Raw genomic sequence first — 19172 nt, forward strand, 5'->3', positions numbered from 1 at the left:
CCTCTTCGTTGTTTCTGCCGGCGCTCTCGCCGTGCCCGCCGCGAGCCGTCGTCGAGTCGTGCGACGCTCCGTTCCCATGAGGCCTCCGCTGACATGAGGCCCCGCTTACTCCGGGCCGCCGCACCCGTTCTCTGCGGGGCGCCCGTTGATTCTTTTCCAGGCAGATGTATGCCCGTTTCAGGGTGCTGCACCATGCTGCACGAGCGGCTGCAGCAAGCTGACACTCCTTTCCCTTCTGGCACCCCCGTTCCGCTGGCAGTCTTCTCGTACAGGCAAACGGGCCGGGAACAAAAACCCGGAAAGTCCAGTAGGGGGAATCATGAAGAAGAACACCGCTCTCCGCACCGCAGGCGCTTTCTTCCTCGTCACCGGCGGGCTTGCGATCGCCGCCGCTCCGGCGCAGGCGAATGAGGCCCCCGGTGCGGGTGCCGGAATTTCCTCCTCCATCACGTGGCAGACCTCGGCTCCGATCCCGTCCGACGGTTCCATCACGTGGCAGACCCCGGCTCCGATCCTGTCCGACGGTTCCATCACCTGGCAGACCCCGGCGCCGGACGCTTCGGTCCTCGATTCCATCACCTGGCAGTAATACGCCGGCGGGCCGGTTCGGAAAAGAAGCTGTCCACGGAGAAAGCGCGAACGAGGAATCATGACAGTGATGCTGGAGGCCACGGAACAGGCGGCCAAGCCCGGCTACAAGCCGGTGGACCTGGACCGGTACCCCGCGGTGGACGACCTGGTCCAGCGCCTCGGACTCGGGGTCTTCGACCGCGACACACTCACCGCCCCGGTCGGCCGCAACGACTGCTGGGCAGGGGTCACCGACCAAGGCCACCCCGTCTTCGTCAAGCGTCTGGTCGGCCCCGAGGACGATGTGCGGGCCAGGATGCGCAGGCTCCGGTCCTTCGAACGGTGCGCGCGGACGCTGCCTCTGGACGCGCTGCGCGGGCCCCGGCTGCTCGGCTTCGACGATGCCGGCGCCTTGGTCGCCTTCGCGCTGGTGGAAGACGCGCACAACGGCGCGGAGCTGATGGTCGACGAGGCTTTCGACGGTGGCCTCGCCCGCCGGATCGGCACCGCCATCGGCCTGCTGCACGAGGCACGGCCCGCCGGATACCAGGAATTCGACGACTCGCCGCCCACGCAGCCTTCCGTACGTCTCCTCCACGGAATTCCGCTGCCGATGTTCGAGAACCTCAGCTTCGGTGAGACGCAGGCCTGGCGGCTCATGCAGCAGGACACGGAATTGGTTCGCGGGGTCGCCCGGCTGCGCGAACAGGAGAAGCAAGCTCCCAAGGTTCCGTCTCACTGCGATCTGCGCGTGGACCAGTTCCTGATCAAGGGTGACGAATTCTATGTGACCGACTGGGAGGAGTTCCGCCTCGCGGATCCCGCCCGTGACGTCGGTTCCTTCGCCGGCGAATGGCTCTACCGCTCGGTGCTGGACATCGTGACGAATCGCGGCGACGCGACGACGTTCGAGGTCGAGCTCACCCACGACATCGTGCTCAGCCGTGGCGCGGAAAAACTGGAACGACTTCTTCCGATCATCCGTGAGTTCTGGTCCGGATACCGAAAGGCCCGCCCCGAGATCGACCCGGGACTGACCCACAGGGCGACCGCCTTCGCCGGCTGGCATCTGCTGGACCGGCTGATGGCCGGCTCACAGCGCAGCGCACGCCTCTCCGGCATCGAGCGCGCAGCCGCGGGTATCGGCCGCGCGGCCCTGCTCGCCCCGCACAAGTTCGCGGCCACGCTCGGCCTCGACGATTCCGAGGAGATCAGCAGATGACGGCGATCACCGCCGCCCCGGCACTGCCGGACCGGCTCATCGGAGCCCTTCGGGATGTCCACGTCACCGACGACGGCACAACCGCCCGGCTCGGTTCCCGTACGGTCACCTCCGACAACCCGCGTGAGATGCGCCGGCTCCTCGCCGAAGCGCTGTACGACGTACTGCACGCCGGCCAGGACGTGGACAAGGGCGACCTGCCTCTCAACCTGCGTGACGAGAGCTTCGAGAAGCAGCTCGCCTCGGTGGTCCCGCATCGTGGCACCACCACCCGGGTGCGGGTGCTCGACGCCGGTGACCACACCGCGGCGGGTGACGGACCGCTGCTCGTGGAACGGGACGGCGTCCGCGTGTGGGTCCCCCGCGACCATGTCGTGGACGGCGACCCCACCGCCCCCGGCAGCATCCCGACCCTGCGGGTCGCCGCGCTGCGGCCCGCCCTGTCGCCCGGCTTCTTCATGGTCGACGGAGCGCGCCCCAGGCCGCGCGGCGACCGCACGCTGCGGGTGTACGTGCATGTCACGGCCGCCCGGCACGCGGCGCCCGTGTGGGGGCGGGTGCTCGCCCGTCTCGAGGCCGACGGTGTCCCCTACCGCAGCAAGGCCCTGTCGGCCCGTGCGCTGTACCCCCGGCGTGACGCGCTGGTGGTCTATCTGACGGGGGAGGCGGCGGACGCGGCCGGCTCTGTGGCCGAGGCGGTACGCGGTGCCGACGGCGTGGGCACGGAAACATCCGTGTTCACCCGCGAGTTGGCCCCCGGCGTCTCCGTCGCGGAGGAACCGGACGACCCGCGACCGGCGATGTCCGGTCTGAGCTTCGGCCAGCACCGGGCCACCGCCACGGCGCACGCCCTGCTCGACGCCGCCCGCGGCGAGGGACCGTTCGAGGAGCTGCTGGCCGAGGCGCTGAGCGAGGCCGGCGCCGACCCGGCCGCCCCGTACCGGAATCTGCCTCGCCGCTGAGGACCCCTGCCGGAGCCGGTTTCCCCCCGTCCCGGCTCCGGCAGGAAGAACCGTTCGCCCGACGGCTGAGGCGGTTGCAGGGGGCGACCCAGAGCGCCCTCTGTTTTCGACTCAGCCTCGTCCGGGCCGGCCGACGCCGGCCCCTGCTTCCAGGAGAACACCATGCAGAACAACACCGAGATCATGGACCTCATCGCCAACTACGACGCCTACGCCGACGTCGACGAGCTGAACGTCACCGCCGCCGCGGACGCCCCGGCCACCACGCCGGTCTGCGCCGCGAGCGTCGCCAGCTCCACCTGGTGCGCCTCGGCCGCCTCGGCGATCTCCGGTGCCACCTACGAGGCCGGCTGCTGACACCCGCACCTCGCGTTCCGGGCGCCGGTGCGCGCCCACATCTGACGAGTACCTGACACACAAGGAGTTTCCATGGACAAGACCGGTGCGATCACCGAGCTGATCGAGGGCTACGACTCGTACAGCGACGCGGAGGAGCTCAACTCCACCGCCGCCGCCGAGGCCCCGGCCACCAGCGCCCCGTGCGGAGCGGCCAGCGTCTCCTGGCTCGCCAGCCAGTTCACCGTCAAGACGTACAAGGAAGGCTGCTGACCATGGCCGACCTCCAGCAGACGGGTTCCATCAGCGAGCTCGTCGCGGGCTACGACACGTACAGCGAGGCGGGCGAGCTCGTCGCGGAGGCTGCGGCGGACGCTCCGGCGTCCACCCCGACCTGCGCCGCGGCGACCATCTCCTGGCTGGGCAGCCAGCTCACGGTGAAGACGTACAAGGAAGGCTGCTGAGCGGACGGCACCAGCCGGGCGTCCGGGCGTGGCACCGCCGCACCAGCGGCGGTCCCGCCCGGCCCCGCCCGGCCCCTTCCCCGGCACGGACCCGCCCCCAGGGCGAGAAAGGCACGACACCGCATGTCTGTCACCACAGCGGAACGCACCGAAGGCAGGGCCGGGGACGACGCGCTCCGGACCGCCCAGGAGCGCGCCCAGGAACTGATGGGGATGGCCGACGTCCTGCGTCCCGCCGCCGTCCGCACGGCGGCCACCCTGCGGCTGGCCGACCACATCGACGCCGGCGCCACCGGCACGGCCGAGCTCGCGAAGCTGACCGACACGCATCCCGAACTGCTCGACATGCTGCTGCGCCACCTGGTGCGGCTGGGCATCCTCGACCGGGACGAGCACGACGGAAGCTACTCCGTGACAGGTCTCGGCTCGCTCCTGCGTGACTCCGATCCGGCCGGGCTGCGGCAGCACCTCAGCATGGACGGGCTCTTCGGCCGTACCGACCTCGCGCTGATCAACATCCTGCACACCGTGCGGACCGGAGAGCCGGCACACGCCTCCGTCTTCGGCCAGGGCTACTGGGAGACCGTCAACGAGGATCCGCGGTTCGCGGCCGCCTTCCGGAAGGAGGGGCCCCAGCAACTGGGCTGGGGCGCCGAGTTGATCCACGAGGCCTACGACTGGTCCGACGTGGGCTCGGTCACCGACGTCGGCGGCAACAACGGCACACTCCTCATTGAACTCGCCCTGCGCAACCCGCACCTGCGCGGCCGGGTCCTCGACCTCAAGAACGCCTCCGAAGTGGCGGCACTGCGCTTCGACGAGAGCGGACTGGGTGACCGGCTCACCGCGGAGACCGGCAGCTTCTTCGACCCCATCACCCCTGGCTCCGACGTCTACCTGCTGTCGGCGATCCTGGCGGACTGGAACGACGAGCAGGCGGTCGCGATCCTGCGCCGTGTCGCGGAGGCGGCCGGCCGCGACGGCCGGGTCCTGATCGCCGACGTCAACATTCCGGTGGAGGCCGACGGTCCGGCGACAGCCGCCACCGAGCTCTACATCCGTGCCGTGATGCCGCGTCCGGTCCGCACGGTCGCGGAGATCAAGGCACTGGCCGCCACGGCCGGCCTGCGGCTCTCGTGGGAAGGCCCGGTCACTCCGGTCCGTTCGCTGCTGGAGTTCCGCAATGCTTGAATTCCACGCGCTGCACAAGGCCTTCGGTGAGCGGAAGGTGCTGCGTGGGTTGACATTCGGCGTCCGGCCCGGCGAACTCTTCGGCTTCTGCGGGGCGAACGGCGCCGGCAAGACGACCGCCATGCGCATCGCACTCGGCGTACTCCAGGCGGACAGCGGCGAGGTCCGCTGGCAGGGCCGGCCGGTCGACGCCGCCTCACGGGCCCGCATCGGTTACATGCCGGAAGAGCGGGGCCTCTACGCCAAGATGACGCCGCGTGACCAGCTCGTGCACTTCGCTGTTCTGAGCGGTGTCGAGCGCGCGGTCGCACGCCGCCGCGCGGAGGAGTGGATGGAGCGGCTCGGCGTCGTCGCGGCACCCAAGGACGCGCTCGAGAAACTGTCGCTGGGCAATCAGCAGAAGGTCCAGCTCATCGCCTCCCTCATCCACGACCCCGACGTCCTGGTGCTCGACGAGCCCTTCTCCGGACTCGACCCGGTGGCCGTCGACGCGATGGCCGACGCACTGACGGACTTCTCACGCCGCGGGGTTCCCGTGGTCTTCTCCAGCCACCAGCTCGACCTCGTGGAACGGCTCTGCGACCGCGTCGGCATCGTCAGGGACGGCACCCTCGTCGCCGAGGGAACCGTCGAGGAGCTGCGCGCCGGCGCCGACCGCGGACCGGTCGAGGTCGAACTGAGTGGCGCCGAGGACGACTGGTCCGGCGCTCTTGAAGGCATCGACGGCGTCGAGGTCGTCGGGAAGCAGGGCCGTACGGTCCTGCTCCGCGTGGCGGACGGCGTACCGGCCGCGCGGATCCTCGACGTGGCGGGCGCTGCGGGCGAGATCGAGCGATTCGGGCGTCGCAGGCCGGCACTCGCCGACATCTTCCGCGAATCAGTGGGGGGTTGACCCCCCGATGGCACCTCAGACGATGAAACGCGACGATCACATGGCACAGCAGAAGGAACAACAGTCCGCGGCTCGGACCGGACAGCAGCCCGCGGACCACAGGGGCGCCGGATCGGTGCCGCGGCCGGACGACGCGGCGAAAACGGACCCGCGCCGCGTGCGCGACAGCGAGCTCGTCCTCGCCATCGCCCGCAGGGAACTCGCACAGCAACTGACCAACAAGGCTTTCTGGATGTCGGTCGCGATCACCGCGATCATGATGGCCGTCACCTTCGGCGCCACCAGCTACTTCCAGAGCGGCGGGGGAGAGCGGCCGAGCGTCGTCCTCACCGGCCGGCAGTCGGCGCTCGCGCCCGCCCTGCGCCCCCACGCCGACGTCTCGACCGCCTCCGACGCCGACGCGGCACGGGCGGCCGTGCGTGACGGCAAGGCTGATGCCGCGGTGATCGACGGACCGGGTGGAATCGTCGTCCAGCGTGAACTGCCGGAGGAACTGGGCCGCCTGCTCCAGGAGGCCCACCGGGCCGTCGTCCTCGACGCGTCGCTGCGCGGGCACGGGCTGAGCGCGGCGGAGGCCGCCGAGGCCGCCGCGGTGCCCCCGCTGCCGACCAACACGCTGGACCCGGACGCCGTACGCACGATCCAGCGCACGACCACCGCGGCCACCGCGGTCTTCATCCTCTTCATGCTGATGCTGGTGTCCGGCCTCGCCGTCGCACAGGGCGTCGCGGAGGAGAAGTCCAGCCGGATCGCGGAAGTGCTGCTCGCCAAGGTCAGAGCCCGCCACCTGCTGGCAGGGAAGATCGTCGGTCTCGGCGCCTCCGCGCTGGTCCAGATCCTGGTTCTGGCGACGGCCTGCCTGGGAGCGGCGGTCGCCTTCGGTCTCTTCGAGGCCCCGGCGGACGCCGTCGGCGCCGGACTGAACGTGCTGGTCTGGTTCGTCCCCGGCTACATCCTCTTCGTGACGCTCTACGCGGTGGCCGGCTCGCTGGTCTCCCGCCCCGAGGACGTCAACCACGTCGTCGGACCGGTCAACGGCATCCAGATGCTGGGACTGATCGGGCCCGGCCTGGCCCTGGCCGGATCCACCGACTCGGCCACCGTCGAGATCCTCTCGCTGGTGCCGGGCGTCTCATGGGCGGCCATGCCTGTCCGCATGGCTTACGAGGACGTGCCCTGGTGGCAGATCGGCACCGCATTCGGCCTGATGCTCACTACCGCCGCCGTACTGATCCGCCTCGGCGGACGGGTCTACGCCGGAGGTCTGCTGCAGCACGGCGGGATCGTCAAGGTGAAGGACGCCCTGCGCGGCGCCCGTCTCTGAACCGGACCTCGTCTCGGCCCCGCGCCGCCGTCGCGGCGCCGCACCTCACGCCCGCCGCGCGGTGGACGAGCTTGCCGTCAACAGCTTCGGCACAGCGGTCCCGCCGGCATGACGGCGATGCGCACCGCGCCCGACCACCGTACTGATCAGAGGAGTTGGACTGCCATGAAGCACACAGCAGGGGCCGGGGCGGAACCCGTGGCCGAGCTGAAGGTGCTGCGGGAACTCGCCCGCGGCAACGGACTGCAACTGGCGGCCGTCGGCCTGCTCGCCCTTGTCTCCACCGGGGCGACGCTCGCTCTGCCGCTGGTCGTGGGCAAGCTGCTGGGCGCGATCCAGAGCGGCGAAGGCCTTGGCGTGTGGGCCACCGTGATGGTGGCTGCGGGATTCGGGTCCGCCGCCGCCGGAGCGCTGGCCTCCTTCCTGCTCGGCCGGATGGGGCAGCGGCTCATCTGCCGGCTGCGGGTGCGGACCATGCGGCACTCGCTCGGTCTGCGGCTCGCTGACGCCCGGCGTGAGGGCAGCGGCAACCTCGTGGCCCGGCTGACCTCGGACGCCGCCCGGATCAAGAATCTGATCGACATCGGCCCCGTGCAGCTGCCGATGGCAGGCATCACCGTTCTCGGCACGCTCGTGGTCATGGGGCTGCTCGACTGGGTCCTGCTGCTGATCACGGTCGGCGCGTTCCTGGCCGCCGTCGGCATCATCACGCTCGTCGTCAAGGGGCTTCGCCGCAAGTACGCCGCCGTGGGCGAGGAGGTCGGCACACTCGCCCAGAGCTTCGTCGCCGCATTGGACTCACTGACCGTCATCAAGGCGTACCGGGCCGAGGACGCCGTGTCCGCGAACCTGGCGGAGCGTGCCCGGAAGGTGGCGAAGCTGGAGACCGATGCCGCGCGCATGGAGTCGTTGATGGTGCCGGTGATCAACCTCGGACAGCAGATCGCGTTGGTCGCCGTCGTCGTCGGTGGCGGTGCGCGAATGCTCGACGGTCACCTCCTCCTTGCGGACTTCGTCGCCTTCCTGCTCTACCTGCTGCAGCTGACCGCTCCGCTGATCATGGCCGCGTCCGGGGTCAGCGGGATCCAGCTGGGCCTGGTGGCCCGTAAGCGCTTCGAGGACGTCTTCGCGCTGCCGGCCGAGGAGGGCACCTACGCGCCGGCCGTGTCGTCAACGGCCTCCCCGTCCGCCTCCGTGCCGACACGAGCCGTCGCCTCCGCGGAGGTTCCGGCAGTCCGCTTCGAGGACGTGGTGTTCGGCTACGAGGCTGAGCGCCCTGTGCTGCGCGGCGCCCGCTTCACCGTTCCGGGCCGGGGTCTCACCGCAGTCGTAGGTCTGTCCGGCTCGGGGAAGACCACCGTCCTGTCCCTGATCGAGCGCTTCATGGAGCCCGACAGCGGTCGCATCGAGGTCCACGGCCGGGACCTGGCCGACTGGTCCCCGGCCGACCTCCGGAGCCGTATCGCCTACGTCGACCAGGCATCCACCCTCCTGCAGGAGTCCGTACGGGCCAACCTCGTCCTCGGCCGGCGGCGACCTGCCGACGACGCCACCCTCTACTCCGTATTGGACAGGGTCGGTCTCGCCGAAGACATCCGGGCGCTCCCCGACGGCCTGGACACCGTGCTCGACGGCACCACCGGGCTGTCCGGTGGACAGCGACAGCGACTGGCGCTGGCCCGCGCGGTGCTGGCCGACGCGGACCTGGTTCTCCTCGACGAGCCCACCTCGCATCTGGACAGCGTCAACGAGCAGCGGTTGCGACTTGCCGTCGACCGACTGGCGGCAGAGCGCGCCGTGGTCGTCGTCGCCCATCGGATCTCCACCATCCAGCACGCCGATCACGTGATCGTCGTGGACCGCGGTGCCGTCACCGACGAGGGGGGACACGCCGCACTTGTGGACCGCTGCCCCGCCTACGCCGAGCTCGTGGCAGGCCAGTCGCTCGGTGCGGATTTCCGAGCACCCATCGCGGCCTGACCGACTCTCCGCCTTGGCCCGACCGCCGGCTTGTTTCACGTGAAACACGGTCCGCCTGCCTTCGCCCTGCCACGTTTCACGTGAAACACGGTCGGGCCGACATCGTCCCGACACCGTTCCCAGGAGCCTTCATGACCGGCACCGCCGTCTCCGCCGCCACGCCTCAGTACTCGGTGCTGATGCCCTTCACCCCGTCCCGTCCGGAGCAGGCGCTGCCGTACGCGGCGCTGACTCAATGGACCGGCGCCCACCGGCTGTGGCAGGGCCAGTCCTCCGTCGGTGAGCCGCACCAGACGTTCGCCTATATGGCCGCGTCCGGCTTCCGTGTCCCGGCCGGAACCGGAGTCACCGTGATGCCGCTGCGCCACCCCTACGAAGCCGCACTTCAGGCACAGTCGCTGGCGGTCACCATGAACCATCCCGTGGTGGCGGGCTTCGGACCGGGTGCCGGTGTTCTTCAGAAGAACCTGCTCGGGGCTCCCTATCGCAGCCAGCTCGGCGCCTGCCGGGAGTACGTCACGGCGGTACGCGGGTTGCTGGACGGTGAAGCGGTCGACCTGGACGGCGAGTTCTTCCGGGTCCGCGGCCGGCTCCCGGTGCAGCCGCGGCCCGAGGTGGAGGTGGGCCTCGGAGTGCTGCGTCCCGGTATGGCCAAGCTCGCCGGTGAGGTCGCCGACACGGCCATCACCTGGCTGACCCCCGCGACGTATCTGCGCGACGTGGTGGTGCCGGCGCTCGAGGAAGGTGCGGCACGCGCCGGGCGCGCCCGGCCCCGCCTCGTGGCCATGGTGCCGGTGGCCCTGGCCGCGGACGGCCGGGAACCGACGGACGTGGCGCTCGCGAGCAACTCGGCCCACATGTCGCTGCCGCACTACCGGGACATGCTGCACCGGTCCGGAATCGATGTGGACATGGAGACCGACCCGGTGGCCAGCGCCAAGGCTCTGATCGCGGGGGGCGCCTTTGTGTACGGCGGACCGCTGGACATCGCAGAGGCCTTCGACGAATACCGAAGCGCCGGTGTCGACGAGATCGTCCTGAACGTCTCCGGGGTCTTCGCCACCACCGGGACCCGGACAGCTCTGAAGGAACTCGAAACACTCCTGCGTGAGGTGCTCTCATGACGCGAACCCCGCTGTGGTCCCCTCAGGCCTCTCCCGTACGGACCCCGCTCCCCCGCTCGCCCGGGGCTTCGGGCCCTGCGTCCCCATCCGTCCATGCCTCGTCGGCAGCGCATCCAGCGGCTGCTCCGTCAGCACAGGAGTCACCTGCGCCAACGCCGCAGGCACCTGAACTGGGCGTGGAGCGGCTCCTGATGGTCAGTACCGGCTCCGCCTACGCCACCAGCCTGCCCTTCTGGCTCGACTGGCTGCGCGCCTCCTACGCCGGCCTCGAAGTGTCCGTCGTCCTCACCGGCAGCGCCCGGCGATTCGTCACCCGGCAAGCGCTCGCCCACCGGGTCGCCGGCGACGTCCTCTTCGACGAGTGGCCGGAGGACGAAGTGCACGCCCGTCACGTGGCGCTCGCCGAATGGGCCGAGGCACTCGTCGTCTACCCGGCGACGCTCCACTACACGGCACGCCTGGCCCTCGGCCTCGCCGACAGCCCCTCCCTGCTCGCCGCCCAGTGCACCCGCGCTCCGATCGCCGTGGCGCCCGCACTTCCGCCCGGCGGTCTCGACAGTCCCGCCTTCCGTGAGCACTGGTCGCAGTTGTCGGCCCGCCCCAATGTCGTGATGGTGCCACCCGAGCAGGGCCGCAGTCTGACCACCGGCCGTATGGAGGCATGGGTCCCACCGACCCTGCCCGAGGTGATCGAACGGCTCGAGGGCCGACGCGTCCAGCTCATCGACGACCAACGTGTCCACCCGGAAAGAAAGGCACTGCTGTGACGCTCCCGACCCTCGAAGCGGAAGCGGTGACCCGCTACGGCACCGGCCTGTTGCGCACGGAGGTCCGCCTGCTCCCCGGAGGGCTCCACCAGTGGCGCAGGGCTCCTGGCCCGTATGCCCCCGCTCCGTTCGTTCCCGTGCCGCGCACACCGCCCGCCGTGACAGGTCCCGGCGTCCGCGTCGTCTTCGGCGCGGCCGACGGCGTCGGCCGCACGTACCACCTCGAGGGGGAGCACTCCGTCGCGTATCTGCTGCTCACCGGCGGTCCGGGCGCCGTCCCGCCGCAGGCGCTGCGGGACCTCGGTACGACCCTGCGGGCGCTGCACGACGTGCCGCCGCCGGCCTCGGCCCGGGCCCACGGGTCCCGTGGGCTCGACCGGCTGGACAGCTGGCTGACCGGCCGCGCCCCGACACCGCGCGCGGCCCAGGCCGCCGAGCAGATGCGCAAGGCCCTCGGTGACCCGGCATGGGCGACGGTGCGCGGATGGCACCAGCGGGTCGTCGGGGACACCCCCACCGTGCTGGCGCACGGTGCGGCCGGCCTGGGCTCGCTGATAGCAGGCCCCGACGGTTCGGCGACGCTGCTGGCGGGTGAGGACCTGAGTGTCCTTCCCTGGTACGTCGACATCGGCTGGATCATCGGCGAACTCGTCGAACTCAAGTGGCAGTTGGGCGGCGACCCCGTCGCCTGGCAGGCCCATATCGACGCCCTGTGCGAGGGGTACGGCCGTGATCCGGGCGCCGACTGGCAGTGGCTCGCGGTGCTGCGCATCATGCTGCACGTCCACGACATCGCCGCGTATCTCGACGAACCTGTGGACAGCTTCCAGCAGTACGCCGACTTCCTGCGCTTCCTCATCGGCCTGCGGGGAGCGGTGACATGACGCCGCCTCTGCCCGGCCCCGCCGGCCTCGACCGCTTCACCCTGCCGAACGGGCTTCGCGTTCTGCTGCAGCATCAACCGGGCATTCCCCGGGCCGCGGTGTCCGTGCACTACGGCGTCGGATTCCGCTCCGAGCCCTCCGGCCGCGAAGGCTTCGCACACCTCTTCGAACACCTCATGTTCCGCGGCAGCGTCAGCCTTCCCGGAGGCCGGTTCTACGACCATGTGCACCGGCTCGGCAGCCGTGCCAACGGGACCACGCACCAGGACTACACGGACTACTTCCAGGTCGCGCCCGCAGAGGCACTGGAGCAGGCACTCTTCGCGGAGGCCGACCGGATGCGGGCGCCCCTGTTCACAGAACACCACCTGGCCGAACAACTGGCAGGCGTGGCGGACGAGATCCACGGCGCGACCACCGACCGGCCCTACGGCGGACTCCCCTGGCCGCTTCTGCCAGGAGTTCTCTTCAGCCGGCACGCCAACGCTCATGACGGATACGGCGATCCCGTAACGCTGGCGAAGACCACGATCGAGGACTGCGAGGAGTTCTTCACCGCGCACTACGCACCCGGGAACGCGGTCCTCACCGTTGTCGGCGCGGCCGAGCCGGATGTCACCCGTGCGCTGATCGAACGTCATTTCGGCGGCATTCCCGCGCGGCCGCATCCACTGCCGCCCACCCTTCACGAGTCCCTTCCGACGACGGACCGCTGGGCCAGGTACCAGGAGCCCGGAGTCAGCGCCACCGTGCTGGCCCTGGGGCACCGCCTGCCCGATCCGGAGAGGGACCTGTCCGGCTATCTCGCGCACGCGGTACTGGCCGCACTGCTGAACCGCCACGGGGCCGCCGCCCTCGGCCTCCCCTCGGCCGCCGCGAACTGCGGATTCTTCGGGCCGCTGGACGCCAGGGACCCGGACCCGCTGGTCGTGACGGCCGTCCTTCCGGCCGGCCGGACCCCCGAGGAGGTGGTCCGTGCGATCACGGACCGGCTGCGCACCTGGGCGGACGATCCCGGTCTGAACGAGGCCGTCCCCCGGGCGGCCCGGCTGATGGCGGTGGAGCACGAGCGCGCCCACGCGGACATCGAGACAAGGTCTCGCGCGCTCGGCCGGCTGGAGACGCTGTTCGGCAGAGCGGAACTGCTCGAGGCGATCCCTGGGCTGATACGGGAGGTGCGGACCGACCAGGTGGCTGATGCGGCGCGTTCACTGGCACAGCAACCGAAGGCGGTCCTGGTCATCGAGCCGGGCGCCCGTCGCACCCGTCCTGTCCCGGTGCGCTCGGACTCTTCCGGCCCGTCATCGGCCGCGGTCGGCGGAACGGCGCAGGCGGTGGACGCGTTCCCGCGCCCCGGGGCCCTGCCGGTTCCCGGACCCGGTGCGCCCCTCGTGCCGGGACGCCTGCCCACCCGCGAAGTGGAACTGCCCGGAGGCACGCGTGTGGTCGCGGTCGCCGATCGCCGCTCCCCTCTGGTGGAACTGCGCTGGCGGGTGCCGCTCGGGCGGGCCGGATGGCGCAGTCCCGGCGCTGCCCGTGAACGGGTCCGTGCCCGCGCACGGCACATCCGTGCTGCCGCGCGGACCGAGGACTTCGGCGGAACGCTCGCGGTCGCCGTCGACGGCGAATGGCTGGACGTCTCGGGTCACGCACCGACCGGACGGACAGCCGACTGGCTGACCGTGCTCGCCGAGCTGGCGCCCGCCATGCTCGCCGAGCACTCGACCCTCGATCGTCCGGGGACGCCGGTTCCCCCGCGTACCCCGGAAGAGGAGCTCGACGACCGTGTACGGGCGGAGCTGATTGCGCACGCCACGGTCGGCGCGGGCACGCTGATCGCCGTAGGGGAACTGGACCCGGACACCGTCGTCGCCCGGGCGGCGGACGCGCTCGAGCCCTGGAGCAGGGTGCGCGAGCAGTCCGCGCCGGAAACCGCCAGGCCGCCGTACGAGCACGACGACGGAGCGCCGCGGGAGTCGCACGCCGTCGACGGCGCGCATGTGCGGCTGCTGCTCTCCGTCATGGAACGGCCGGTCACCGGGGCGGCCGACGAGGCGGCACGGTTCCTCGCCACGGCCGCCATGGGCGGCTTCTTCGGCGGCCGGCTCGCCGGGCGGTTCGCGGACCGCACGGTCGCGGGCTTCGAGATGTACACGGGGCGGGACACGGTCTGCGGGGTGCCGCGTGCGTTTCTGCGCGGAAGAGTGCCTTCGGATGCTCTGGAAGAAGCGTGGGCCGGTATCCGTGCCGAGGCCGACCGGCTTGCCGCCGAGCCCTTCACGGAACGGGAACTGCGGCCCGTACGTGACTTCTGCGCCGCCCAGTTGCTCGCCGCCTTCGATTCACCGGCCGCCCGCGCGGACCTGCTGCGGCGAACGGTGTCCGCCGGAGGTGATGCCGACCTTCCCCTCCTGCTCCCCGGTCTGCTGCGTGCGGTCGCCGCCGAGGACGTCTCCCGGGCGGCCGGGCGGCTGTTCCTGCCACGGGCCGTGCCGGCGGCCGTCCACTGAGGTGCGGACGACGGAAAGCGCCACCGGGTCCGTCGGGACCCGGTGGCGCCGGAAGCGGGAAGGCGGAGAAAGGACGAGGGGCGGGAGGTCAGGAGTGGCCGGGTCGGGTGACGGCGCGGTCCGCCTGACGGCCCAGCACCACGGTCAGGGCGAGGGCCACAAGACCGGCGGCACTCGCCGCGCCCGTGAGGTCGGTGCCCAGGCCGAGCCCGAGGCCCACCGCGGTGACCAGCCCGAGCAGGACGAGATACAGACCGAAGAGGTTGCGCGAACCGGCGGCGGAAAGAGCCTGCGTGGCGGCGCGGCCACGGCTGCGGGACGCGGCCCAGGTCAGCAGGGAGGGGCCGAGGACGGCACCGGCGATCGGGCCGGCGGGCACAAGGCTGCCACCGATGTCGATGCAGACGAAGGCGACGGCGAGCGACGCGCCGAGCCCCGGGTAGTACCACCAGGGACTCCTGCCGGAGGAGGCGTCCTGTCGGCCGTGACCGGTGCCGTGTGGGGGGTGCACTGATTCGTTTGCCATGCACAGAAAGCTAGTTGGGCCCGGACCGGCCGGACAGCCGCGGCGGCTGCAGGATCATGGCACCCCGCTGCAGCATGCTGTCAGTGAGGGGACCTCCCCGCGGCTCATCCGGGTGCCAGGCTCACCCTGATCCCCACGCACGGGCGTGGGACAGGACGACGGGGGACACGACGGCTCATGCGAGCTCTACCGGGAGGAACCAATGAAGGACGACGGGCCGGCCGAAGCGCCGCCGGGCACCGCTGAACACCTGTTGTTCACGGTGGTCAGGACCGACGAGAACGCCGCGCCGGGCCAGACGACGGCGATCCGGCTCATCGGGCTGCTGCCCGCCGACTGGGCATGCGTGTCGACGGTCGGCAACAACGAGATCGCCCTGGGCATCCCCCTGCACTCCGTCCCCGGCACCCCCGGTGAGATCCGCGGTCGGTTGGAGACGGTGCTCACGGACAGCGCTCTGACCGGGTGGCGCATCAGGCCGTCCTAGAAGGCCCCGCAGCGGCGGGCCGGGTGGCTGCCCGGCCACCCCGCCGCCGCGGACCCACCGGTCAGACCCAGCCCCGCTCCCGCGCCAGAAGTGCCGCCTGCGCACGGCTGCCGGCGCCGAGGATGCGGAGCAGGTCGGCGATGTGCCGCCGATAGGTCCGCACCGAGATCTTCAGCTCCCTGGCGCCGACCTCGTCCTTCTCGACCCGGCACATGGATTCCAGTACCAGCCGCTCCGTCTCGGACAGTCCGCCGCTGGCGGTGTCCGTCGGATCGGTGAGCTCGGCCAGGGGCTGGGCCTGGTCCCAGATCTTCTCGAACAGCGCCAGGATGTTGGCGACGAGCCCCGTCTCCCGCGCCATCAGCGCGCCCCGCGCCGTGTCCGAGGGATCCAGCGGGACGAGCGCGGTACGCCGGTCGAAGACGATGATGCGCTCCGTCACCTCCTCGGTCACCCGGATCTCCGCCCCGTGCGCGGCGATCTCCCGCAGGTAGGCGAGCGTCGGAGGATCATCGAGGGCCTCCTTGATGACGATGTTCCGGATGCGTAGGCCCCGCCGCAGGCAACGCAGGTCCAGGGGGCGCGAGTGCGCGATGCTGTCGGCGGTCAGCGCGGTGTAGGGGTCGACGGACAGCACTTCCTCACGGGCGAAGAAGGCAAGGTCGTCCAGCCGGCTGCGGATCTGCGGAATGCTCTCCATCCGCTCCACGCTCTGCGGCGGGAGCGCGTGCACCCCTTGCTCGGCGCACAGGGAGGCCGTCAAGTGGCGTGCCTGCGTGACGGCTTGCAACTCCTGGTGCAGGTCCCGCAGTCGTACGTCGATCAGCTGGTCGACGGCCGTGGCGGGGTCCGCCGCGGACAGGGTCGGGCCGCCTTCGCCTTCCGTGGATCTCAGCAGTCGCAGTTCGCACAGCCGGTCCCTGGCGGCCGCGGCGGACTCGAGCGAGGTGTGGAACAGAAGATGGATGTCGTCCGCGGAAGTGTCGGGATTACGCAGGAAGTGCCGGTAGATCGACTCTTCCAGTGCGGAGATCCCCAGGACGGACAGGTCGTTGACGGTCAAATCGTGCTCCCCGGTTTTCTGCCGGCGCGCCTGGTCAGGTGGCGTGCGCGGCGTTGGGGCTGATCGTAATGGGATAGCAAAGTAGGCAAGTAGCCCCCGTAGCGGCGCGACCCGCGTCTGTCGAATCGGGCCCCGGTGCTTCTTCCGTTTCTGCGTTGCCTCCTGAAGGGGGATCAGCCCGGTGCGAGAACGACGAACCACCCCGCAGCGGTCGGTGGAGGACCGCGGATGTGGGCTGTCGCGTAGGCGCTGATCTGCACGATCAGCGAGTGGCGGGATTCGGGGAACATCCATGGACGGCCTCGGGCGGGTGCGCAACTCGGCGGCTGTTCCCCGGCGGGCTGGGCCGTCCGAGTGTTGTTCATCAGAAGAACTGCGCAGTGGCGGCGTCGCTCCCCCACTTCTCGGAATGCGTACACATCATGAGGAAGGTATGTAAAGCGCTCAACCCGAAAGCGAGGGGTCATGGCCACCTTCAAGGTCAGGAATCTGTGGAACGCGTTCCTCACCGCGTTCTTTGCTCTGCTTGCCTCGGTGGGGCTCACCACCGCCGGCGCGACCGCCGCCACGGCACAGCCCGCCGCGCAGTCCCCCGACGAGCCGGCCGGCGCCGCCCGTCCGAAGGCGCTGCGCGCGACGGTGCCGGCTCAGACCAGGCGACAGGTCACATGGCCGGCACCGACGGTGCGCGACCGGTCGCTGCCGCCCACGATGAAACAGCGCATCAGCGCCGAGGCGCACGGATCGTCTCCCGCTGTGCGGCATCTGTCAGGGCCCGACACGAGTGGCGCGTATCCGCCGGCGCCCTACGCAGGCCCGTTCCGCGCCGCCACATCAACCGGTGCCTCCTCGGCAGCCGCCCCTGTCCCCGCGGTGCCGTCCCCCGCAGCCTCCGCCCCCGCTGCCGCGACAGGGTCCGCCGCCCGCTTCGGGGACGTCCCCTCGATGAGCACTTCCACCGGCGCCGACGCTCAGGCCGACAGCCGGACCGCTCCTTCGGCCGCCACTCCGGCCGCCCCGTCCACGGACTCCTCGGCCGGCGTCTCCGACGGTTCTTCGGCCGCGGCTCCGGCCGGCGTCTCCGACGGCGTTTCCGCTGCCGCTCCGACCGGTGCGTCCGCCGCAGCGTCCCGCCGCGCCCTCTCGGCCGTCCCGGCCGGGTCCCTTGAGGACGCCCCCGAAGGTTCCGCGGTCGTCCTCACGGCCGACTTCGCGGCCGCGCGCGGTGACCAGGGTGACGGCCCCGCTCTCCTCGCAGCATGAGGCGCCGGGAGCGTTCTCCACTCCCGGCGCCTTACGTAAGACGGACAAGCCGTCAGCGGCGGTCCTCGTCGCCCGACTCGGCCTCGTCCTGCTTCACTTGGACGTCAGGGTCCAGCCCGGCCTGCGTGCTGCCGTCGACCGAGGCCAGCGGTGCACGGTCGGAGACCTCCGTCGCAGCGGGCGGTTCCACCAGCCAGTCGGGATTGGCCTGCTTGTCCCACCACTTCCATGCGGCGAAAGCTCCGCCGGCGAGTACGCCGAGGGCCGCGAGACCCTTGGCGATACGACCGGCCTTCGACCGCCGCTCGTGCTTCCTCACCAGCTTCCGAATCTCCTTGGCCGTCACCTGACCGCGCAGCGCGGCCAGAGCGGCAGCCGAACGGGCCGTAGCCTCCTCACGAACGGGCTGAGCCACGGCCATCGCGTGCTCGACACGCGGGACGGTGTAGTCGGCCGCCTGACGGGCGGCCCTCCTGGCCTGTACCGCGGCGCGGCGCGCGGCCACATCGACTTTCCTCGGTACGTGTGGTGCGACACGACTGCCGTACTGAACTCGGGCCGCGGTAGCGGCCTGCGAAACCTTCGGCGCGAGCCGTACGCGGGCCTCGTGCGCATAGTGCGCGGCCTGGTCCTTGGCCGTGCCGGCGTAAGGCGCCACCACGTCCGCGGCGTGCAGCACGCTGTCCTTCGCCGTACCGGTCGCGGCGCGCACGCTGTCCATGCGGGTCACGGGATCCTCCTCCTCGGTGGCGTTCTGAGGGTGACCGGGGTTGTCCCCAGTTGGGGTACAGTCCCGCCTTTCCACCCGATTGAAAATCATGCCCGTTGAACGCCGCCCCGGCATGCGGGGCGGGCATCCGGGTCATGCCGGGAGCTTGTGGACGACGATGCCACGGTTCCACCCAAAGCGTGCCGCTCGGGCGACGACCCGGCGGCCTTTCTCCGTGAGTGGCTCTTCCGTGCAAGGATCGGGAGACGTCAGAGAAGACTTACGGAAGGCAGATCGTGGCCGAGCAGCTTTACGCCACCCTGAAGACCAACCAAGGCGACATCGAGATCCGGCTTCTGCCGAACCACGCGCCCAAGACGGTCAAGAACTTCGTCGAGCTCGCGCAGGGCAAGAGGGAGTGGATCAACCCGGCGACCGGCAAGAAGTCCACGGACAGGTTGTACGACGGCACGGTCTTCCACCGCGTGATCAGCGGCTTCATGATCCAGGGCGGCGACCCGCTGGGCAACGGCACCGGCGGCCCGGGCTACGAGTTCGAGGACGAGTTCCACCCGGACCTGGCCTTCGACAAGCCGTACCTGCTGGCCATGGCCAACGCCGGCCCGGGGACCAACGGTTCCCAGTTCTTCATCACCGTCTCCCCGACCGCCTGGCTGACGCGCAAGCACACCATTTTCGGTGAGGTCAGCACCGATGCCGGCAAGAAGGTCGTCGACGCGATCGTGAGCACTCAGACGAACCCGCGCACCGACCGGCCCGTCAACGACGTCGTGATCGAGTCCGTCGTCGTCGAGACGCGCTGACGCCCGCCGCAGGCGGTTTTTCCCAGGGGGAACCTTTGCGCCCCGTCCATCCGGAAGGATGGGCGGGGCGACGT

20 protein-coding genes are annotated in these 19172 nt (G+C 70.8%); 17 read left to right on the top strand and 3 right to left on the bottom strand.

What is annotated here, in order from left to right:
* Positions 1 to 319: 319 nt before the first annotated feature.
* From ACWGH4_RS13010 to ACWGH4_RS13075, 14 genes are all read left to right on the top strand, one after another.
* Positions 320 to 589, top strand: coding sequence for a hypothetical protein (locus ACWGH4_RS13010; protein WP_453459403.1), 270 nt, complete (start codon positions 320 to 322; stop codon positions 587 to 589).
* Positions 590 to 649: 60 nt separating this feature from the next.
* Entirely contained in the window at positions 650 to 1792 is a 1143-nt protein-coding gene (lxmK, locus tag ACWGH4_RS13015) for a class V lanthionine synthetase subunit LxmK (RefSeq protein ID WP_453459406.1), read from the top strand.
* Positions 1789 to 2754: a T3SS effector HopA1 family protein gene (locus tag ACWGH4_RS13020; protein WP_453459409.1), complete on the top strand. Its 966-nt coding sequence runs from the start codon at positions 1789 to 1791 to the stop codon at positions 2752 to 2754. Before lxmK ends, ACWGH4_RS13020 begins: the two co-directional genes overlap by 4 nt.
* Positions 2755 to 2916: 162 nt before the next feature.
* Positions 2917 to 3111 carry an LxmA leader domain family RiPP gene (locus ACWGH4_RS13025; RefSeq protein WP_037774183.1) on the top strand — a complete coding sequence of 65 codons (195 nt, stop codon included), beginning with the start codon at positions 2917 to 2919 and terminating at the stop codon, positions 3109 to 3111.
* A 72-nt stretch (positions 3112 to 3183) separates the two neighbouring features.
* Positions 3184 to 3363, top strand: a complete 180-nt coding sequence (locus ACWGH4_RS13030) for an LxmA leader domain family RiPP (RefSeq protein ID WP_005314921.1) — start codon at positions 3184 to 3186, stop codon at positions 3361 to 3363.
* A gap of 2 nt (positions 3364 to 3365) precedes the next feature.
* Positions 3366 to 3554 carry an LxmA leader domain family RiPP gene (locus tag ACWGH4_RS13035; RefSeq protein WP_005314919.1) on the top strand — a complete coding sequence of 63 codons (189 nt, stop codon included), beginning with the start codon at positions 3366 to 3368 and terminating at the stop codon, positions 3552 to 3554.
* A gap of 123 nt (positions 3555 to 3677) precedes the next feature.
* Positions 3678 to 4745: a methyltransferase gene (locus ACWGH4_RS13040; protein ID WP_453459413.1), complete on the top strand. Its 1068-nt coding sequence runs from the start codon at positions 3678 to 3680 to the stop codon at positions 4743 to 4745.
* The gene (locus ACWGH4_RS13045; protein ID WP_453459415.1) at positions 4738 to 5637 is read left to right on the top strand and encodes an ABC transporter ATP-binding protein; all 900 of its coding nucleotides are present in this window, start codon (positions 4738 to 4740) and stop codon (positions 5635 to 5637) included. Before ACWGH4_RS13040 ends, ACWGH4_RS13045 begins: the two co-directional genes overlap by 8 nt.
* Positions 5638 to 5794: 157 nt before the next feature.
* Positions 5795 to 6961, top strand: a complete 1167-nt coding sequence (locus ACWGH4_RS13050; RefSeq protein ID WP_453459418.1) for an ABC transporter permease — start codon at positions 5795 to 5797, stop codon at positions 6959 to 6961.
* Positions 6962 to 7126: 165 nt separating this feature from the next.
* Positions 7127 to 8941 carry an ABC transporter ATP-binding protein gene (locus ACWGH4_RS13055; RefSeq protein ID WP_453459420.1) on the top strand — a complete coding sequence of 605 codons (1815 nt, stop codon included), beginning with the start codon at positions 7127 to 7129 and terminating at the stop codon, positions 8939 to 8941.
* A 131-nt stretch (positions 8942 to 9072) separates the two neighbouring features.
* Positions 9073 to 10065, top strand: coding sequence for an LLM class flavin-dependent oxidoreductase (locus ACWGH4_RS13060; protein WP_453459423.1), 993 nt, complete (start codon positions 9073 to 9075; stop codon positions 10063 to 10065).
* Between the two features lie 191 nt (positions 10066 to 10256).
* Positions 10257 to 10832, top strand: coding sequence for a flavoprotein (locus ACWGH4_RS13065; protein WP_453459425.1), 576 nt, complete (start codon positions 10257 to 10259; stop codon positions 10830 to 10832).
* Positions 10829 to 11716 (top strand): hypothetical protein, encoded by an 888-nt coding sequence (locus ACWGH4_RS13070; RefSeq protein WP_453459428.1) that lies wholly within the window; start codon positions 10829 to 10831, stop codon positions 11714 to 11716. Before ACWGH4_RS13065 ends, ACWGH4_RS13070 begins: the two co-directional genes overlap by 4 nt.
* Complete coding sequence (locus ACWGH4_RS13075; RefSeq protein WP_453459431.1) at positions 11713 to 14226, top strand: insulinase family protein; 2514 nt, start codon at positions 11713 to 11715, stop codon at positions 14224 to 14226. The genes ACWGH4_RS13070 and ACWGH4_RS13075 overlap by 4 nt, the downstream gene beginning before the upstream one ends.
* Positions 14227 to 14314: 88 nt before the next feature.
* On the opposite strand, the gene ACWGH4_RS13080 is transcribed toward ACWGH4_RS13075, so the two are convergent.
* The gene (locus tag ACWGH4_RS13080) at positions 14315 to 14752 is read right to left on the bottom strand and encodes a hypothetical protein (RefSeq protein ID WP_441263355.1); all 438 of its coding nucleotides are present in this window, start codon (positions 14750 to 14752) and stop codon (positions 14315 to 14317) included.
* A 202-nt stretch (positions 14753 to 14954) separates the two neighbouring features.
* Here ACWGH4_RS13080 and ACWGH4_RS13085 point away from each other — a divergent pair, with 202 nt between their 5' ends.
* Positions 14955 to 15239 carry a hypothetical protein gene (locus ACWGH4_RS13085; protein WP_441263356.1) on the top strand — a complete coding sequence of 95 codons (285 nt, stop codon included), beginning with the start codon at positions 14955 to 14957 and terminating at the stop codon, positions 15237 to 15239.
* A gap of 61 nt (positions 15240 to 15300) precedes the next feature.
* Here the strand turns inward: ACWGH4_RS13085 and ACWGH4_RS13090 are convergent, their stop codons facing one another.
* A complete protein-coding gene (locus ACWGH4_RS13090; protein WP_453459434.1) occupies positions 15301 to 16302 on the bottom strand; it encodes a helix-turn-helix transcriptional regulator in 1002 nt (333 codons plus the stop codon).
* Positions 16303 to 16767: 465 nt separating this feature from the next.
* Between ACWGH4_RS13090 and ACWGH4_RS13095 the strand changes: the two genes are divergently transcribed.
* Complete coding sequence (locus tag ACWGH4_RS13095) at positions 16768 to 17565, top strand: DUF6344 domain-containing protein (protein ID WP_453459437.1); 798 nt, start codon at positions 16768 to 16770, stop codon at positions 17563 to 17565.
* A gap of 52 nt (positions 17566 to 17617) precedes the next feature.
* Here ACWGH4_RS13095 and ACWGH4_RS13100 read toward each other — a convergent pair whose 3' ends face one another.
* On the bottom strand, positions 17618 to 18295 hold the full coding sequence (locus ACWGH4_RS13100; RefSeq protein ID WP_453459439.1) for a DUF5324 family protein: 678 nt from the start codon (positions 18293 to 18295) through the stop codon (positions 17618 to 17620).
* A 275-nt stretch (positions 18296 to 18570) separates the two neighbouring features.
* Here ACWGH4_RS13100 and ACWGH4_RS13105 point away from each other — a divergent pair, with 275 nt between their 5' ends.
* Positions 18571 to 19098 (top strand): peptidylprolyl isomerase, encoded by a 528-nt coding sequence (locus tag ACWGH4_RS13105; protein WP_441263360.1) that lies wholly within the window; start codon positions 18571 to 18573, stop codon positions 19096 to 19098.
* Positions 19099 to 19172 lie beyond the last annotated feature (74 nt).

The sequence above is a fragment of the Streptomyces sp. NPDC054847 genome, from assembly GCF_053610925.1.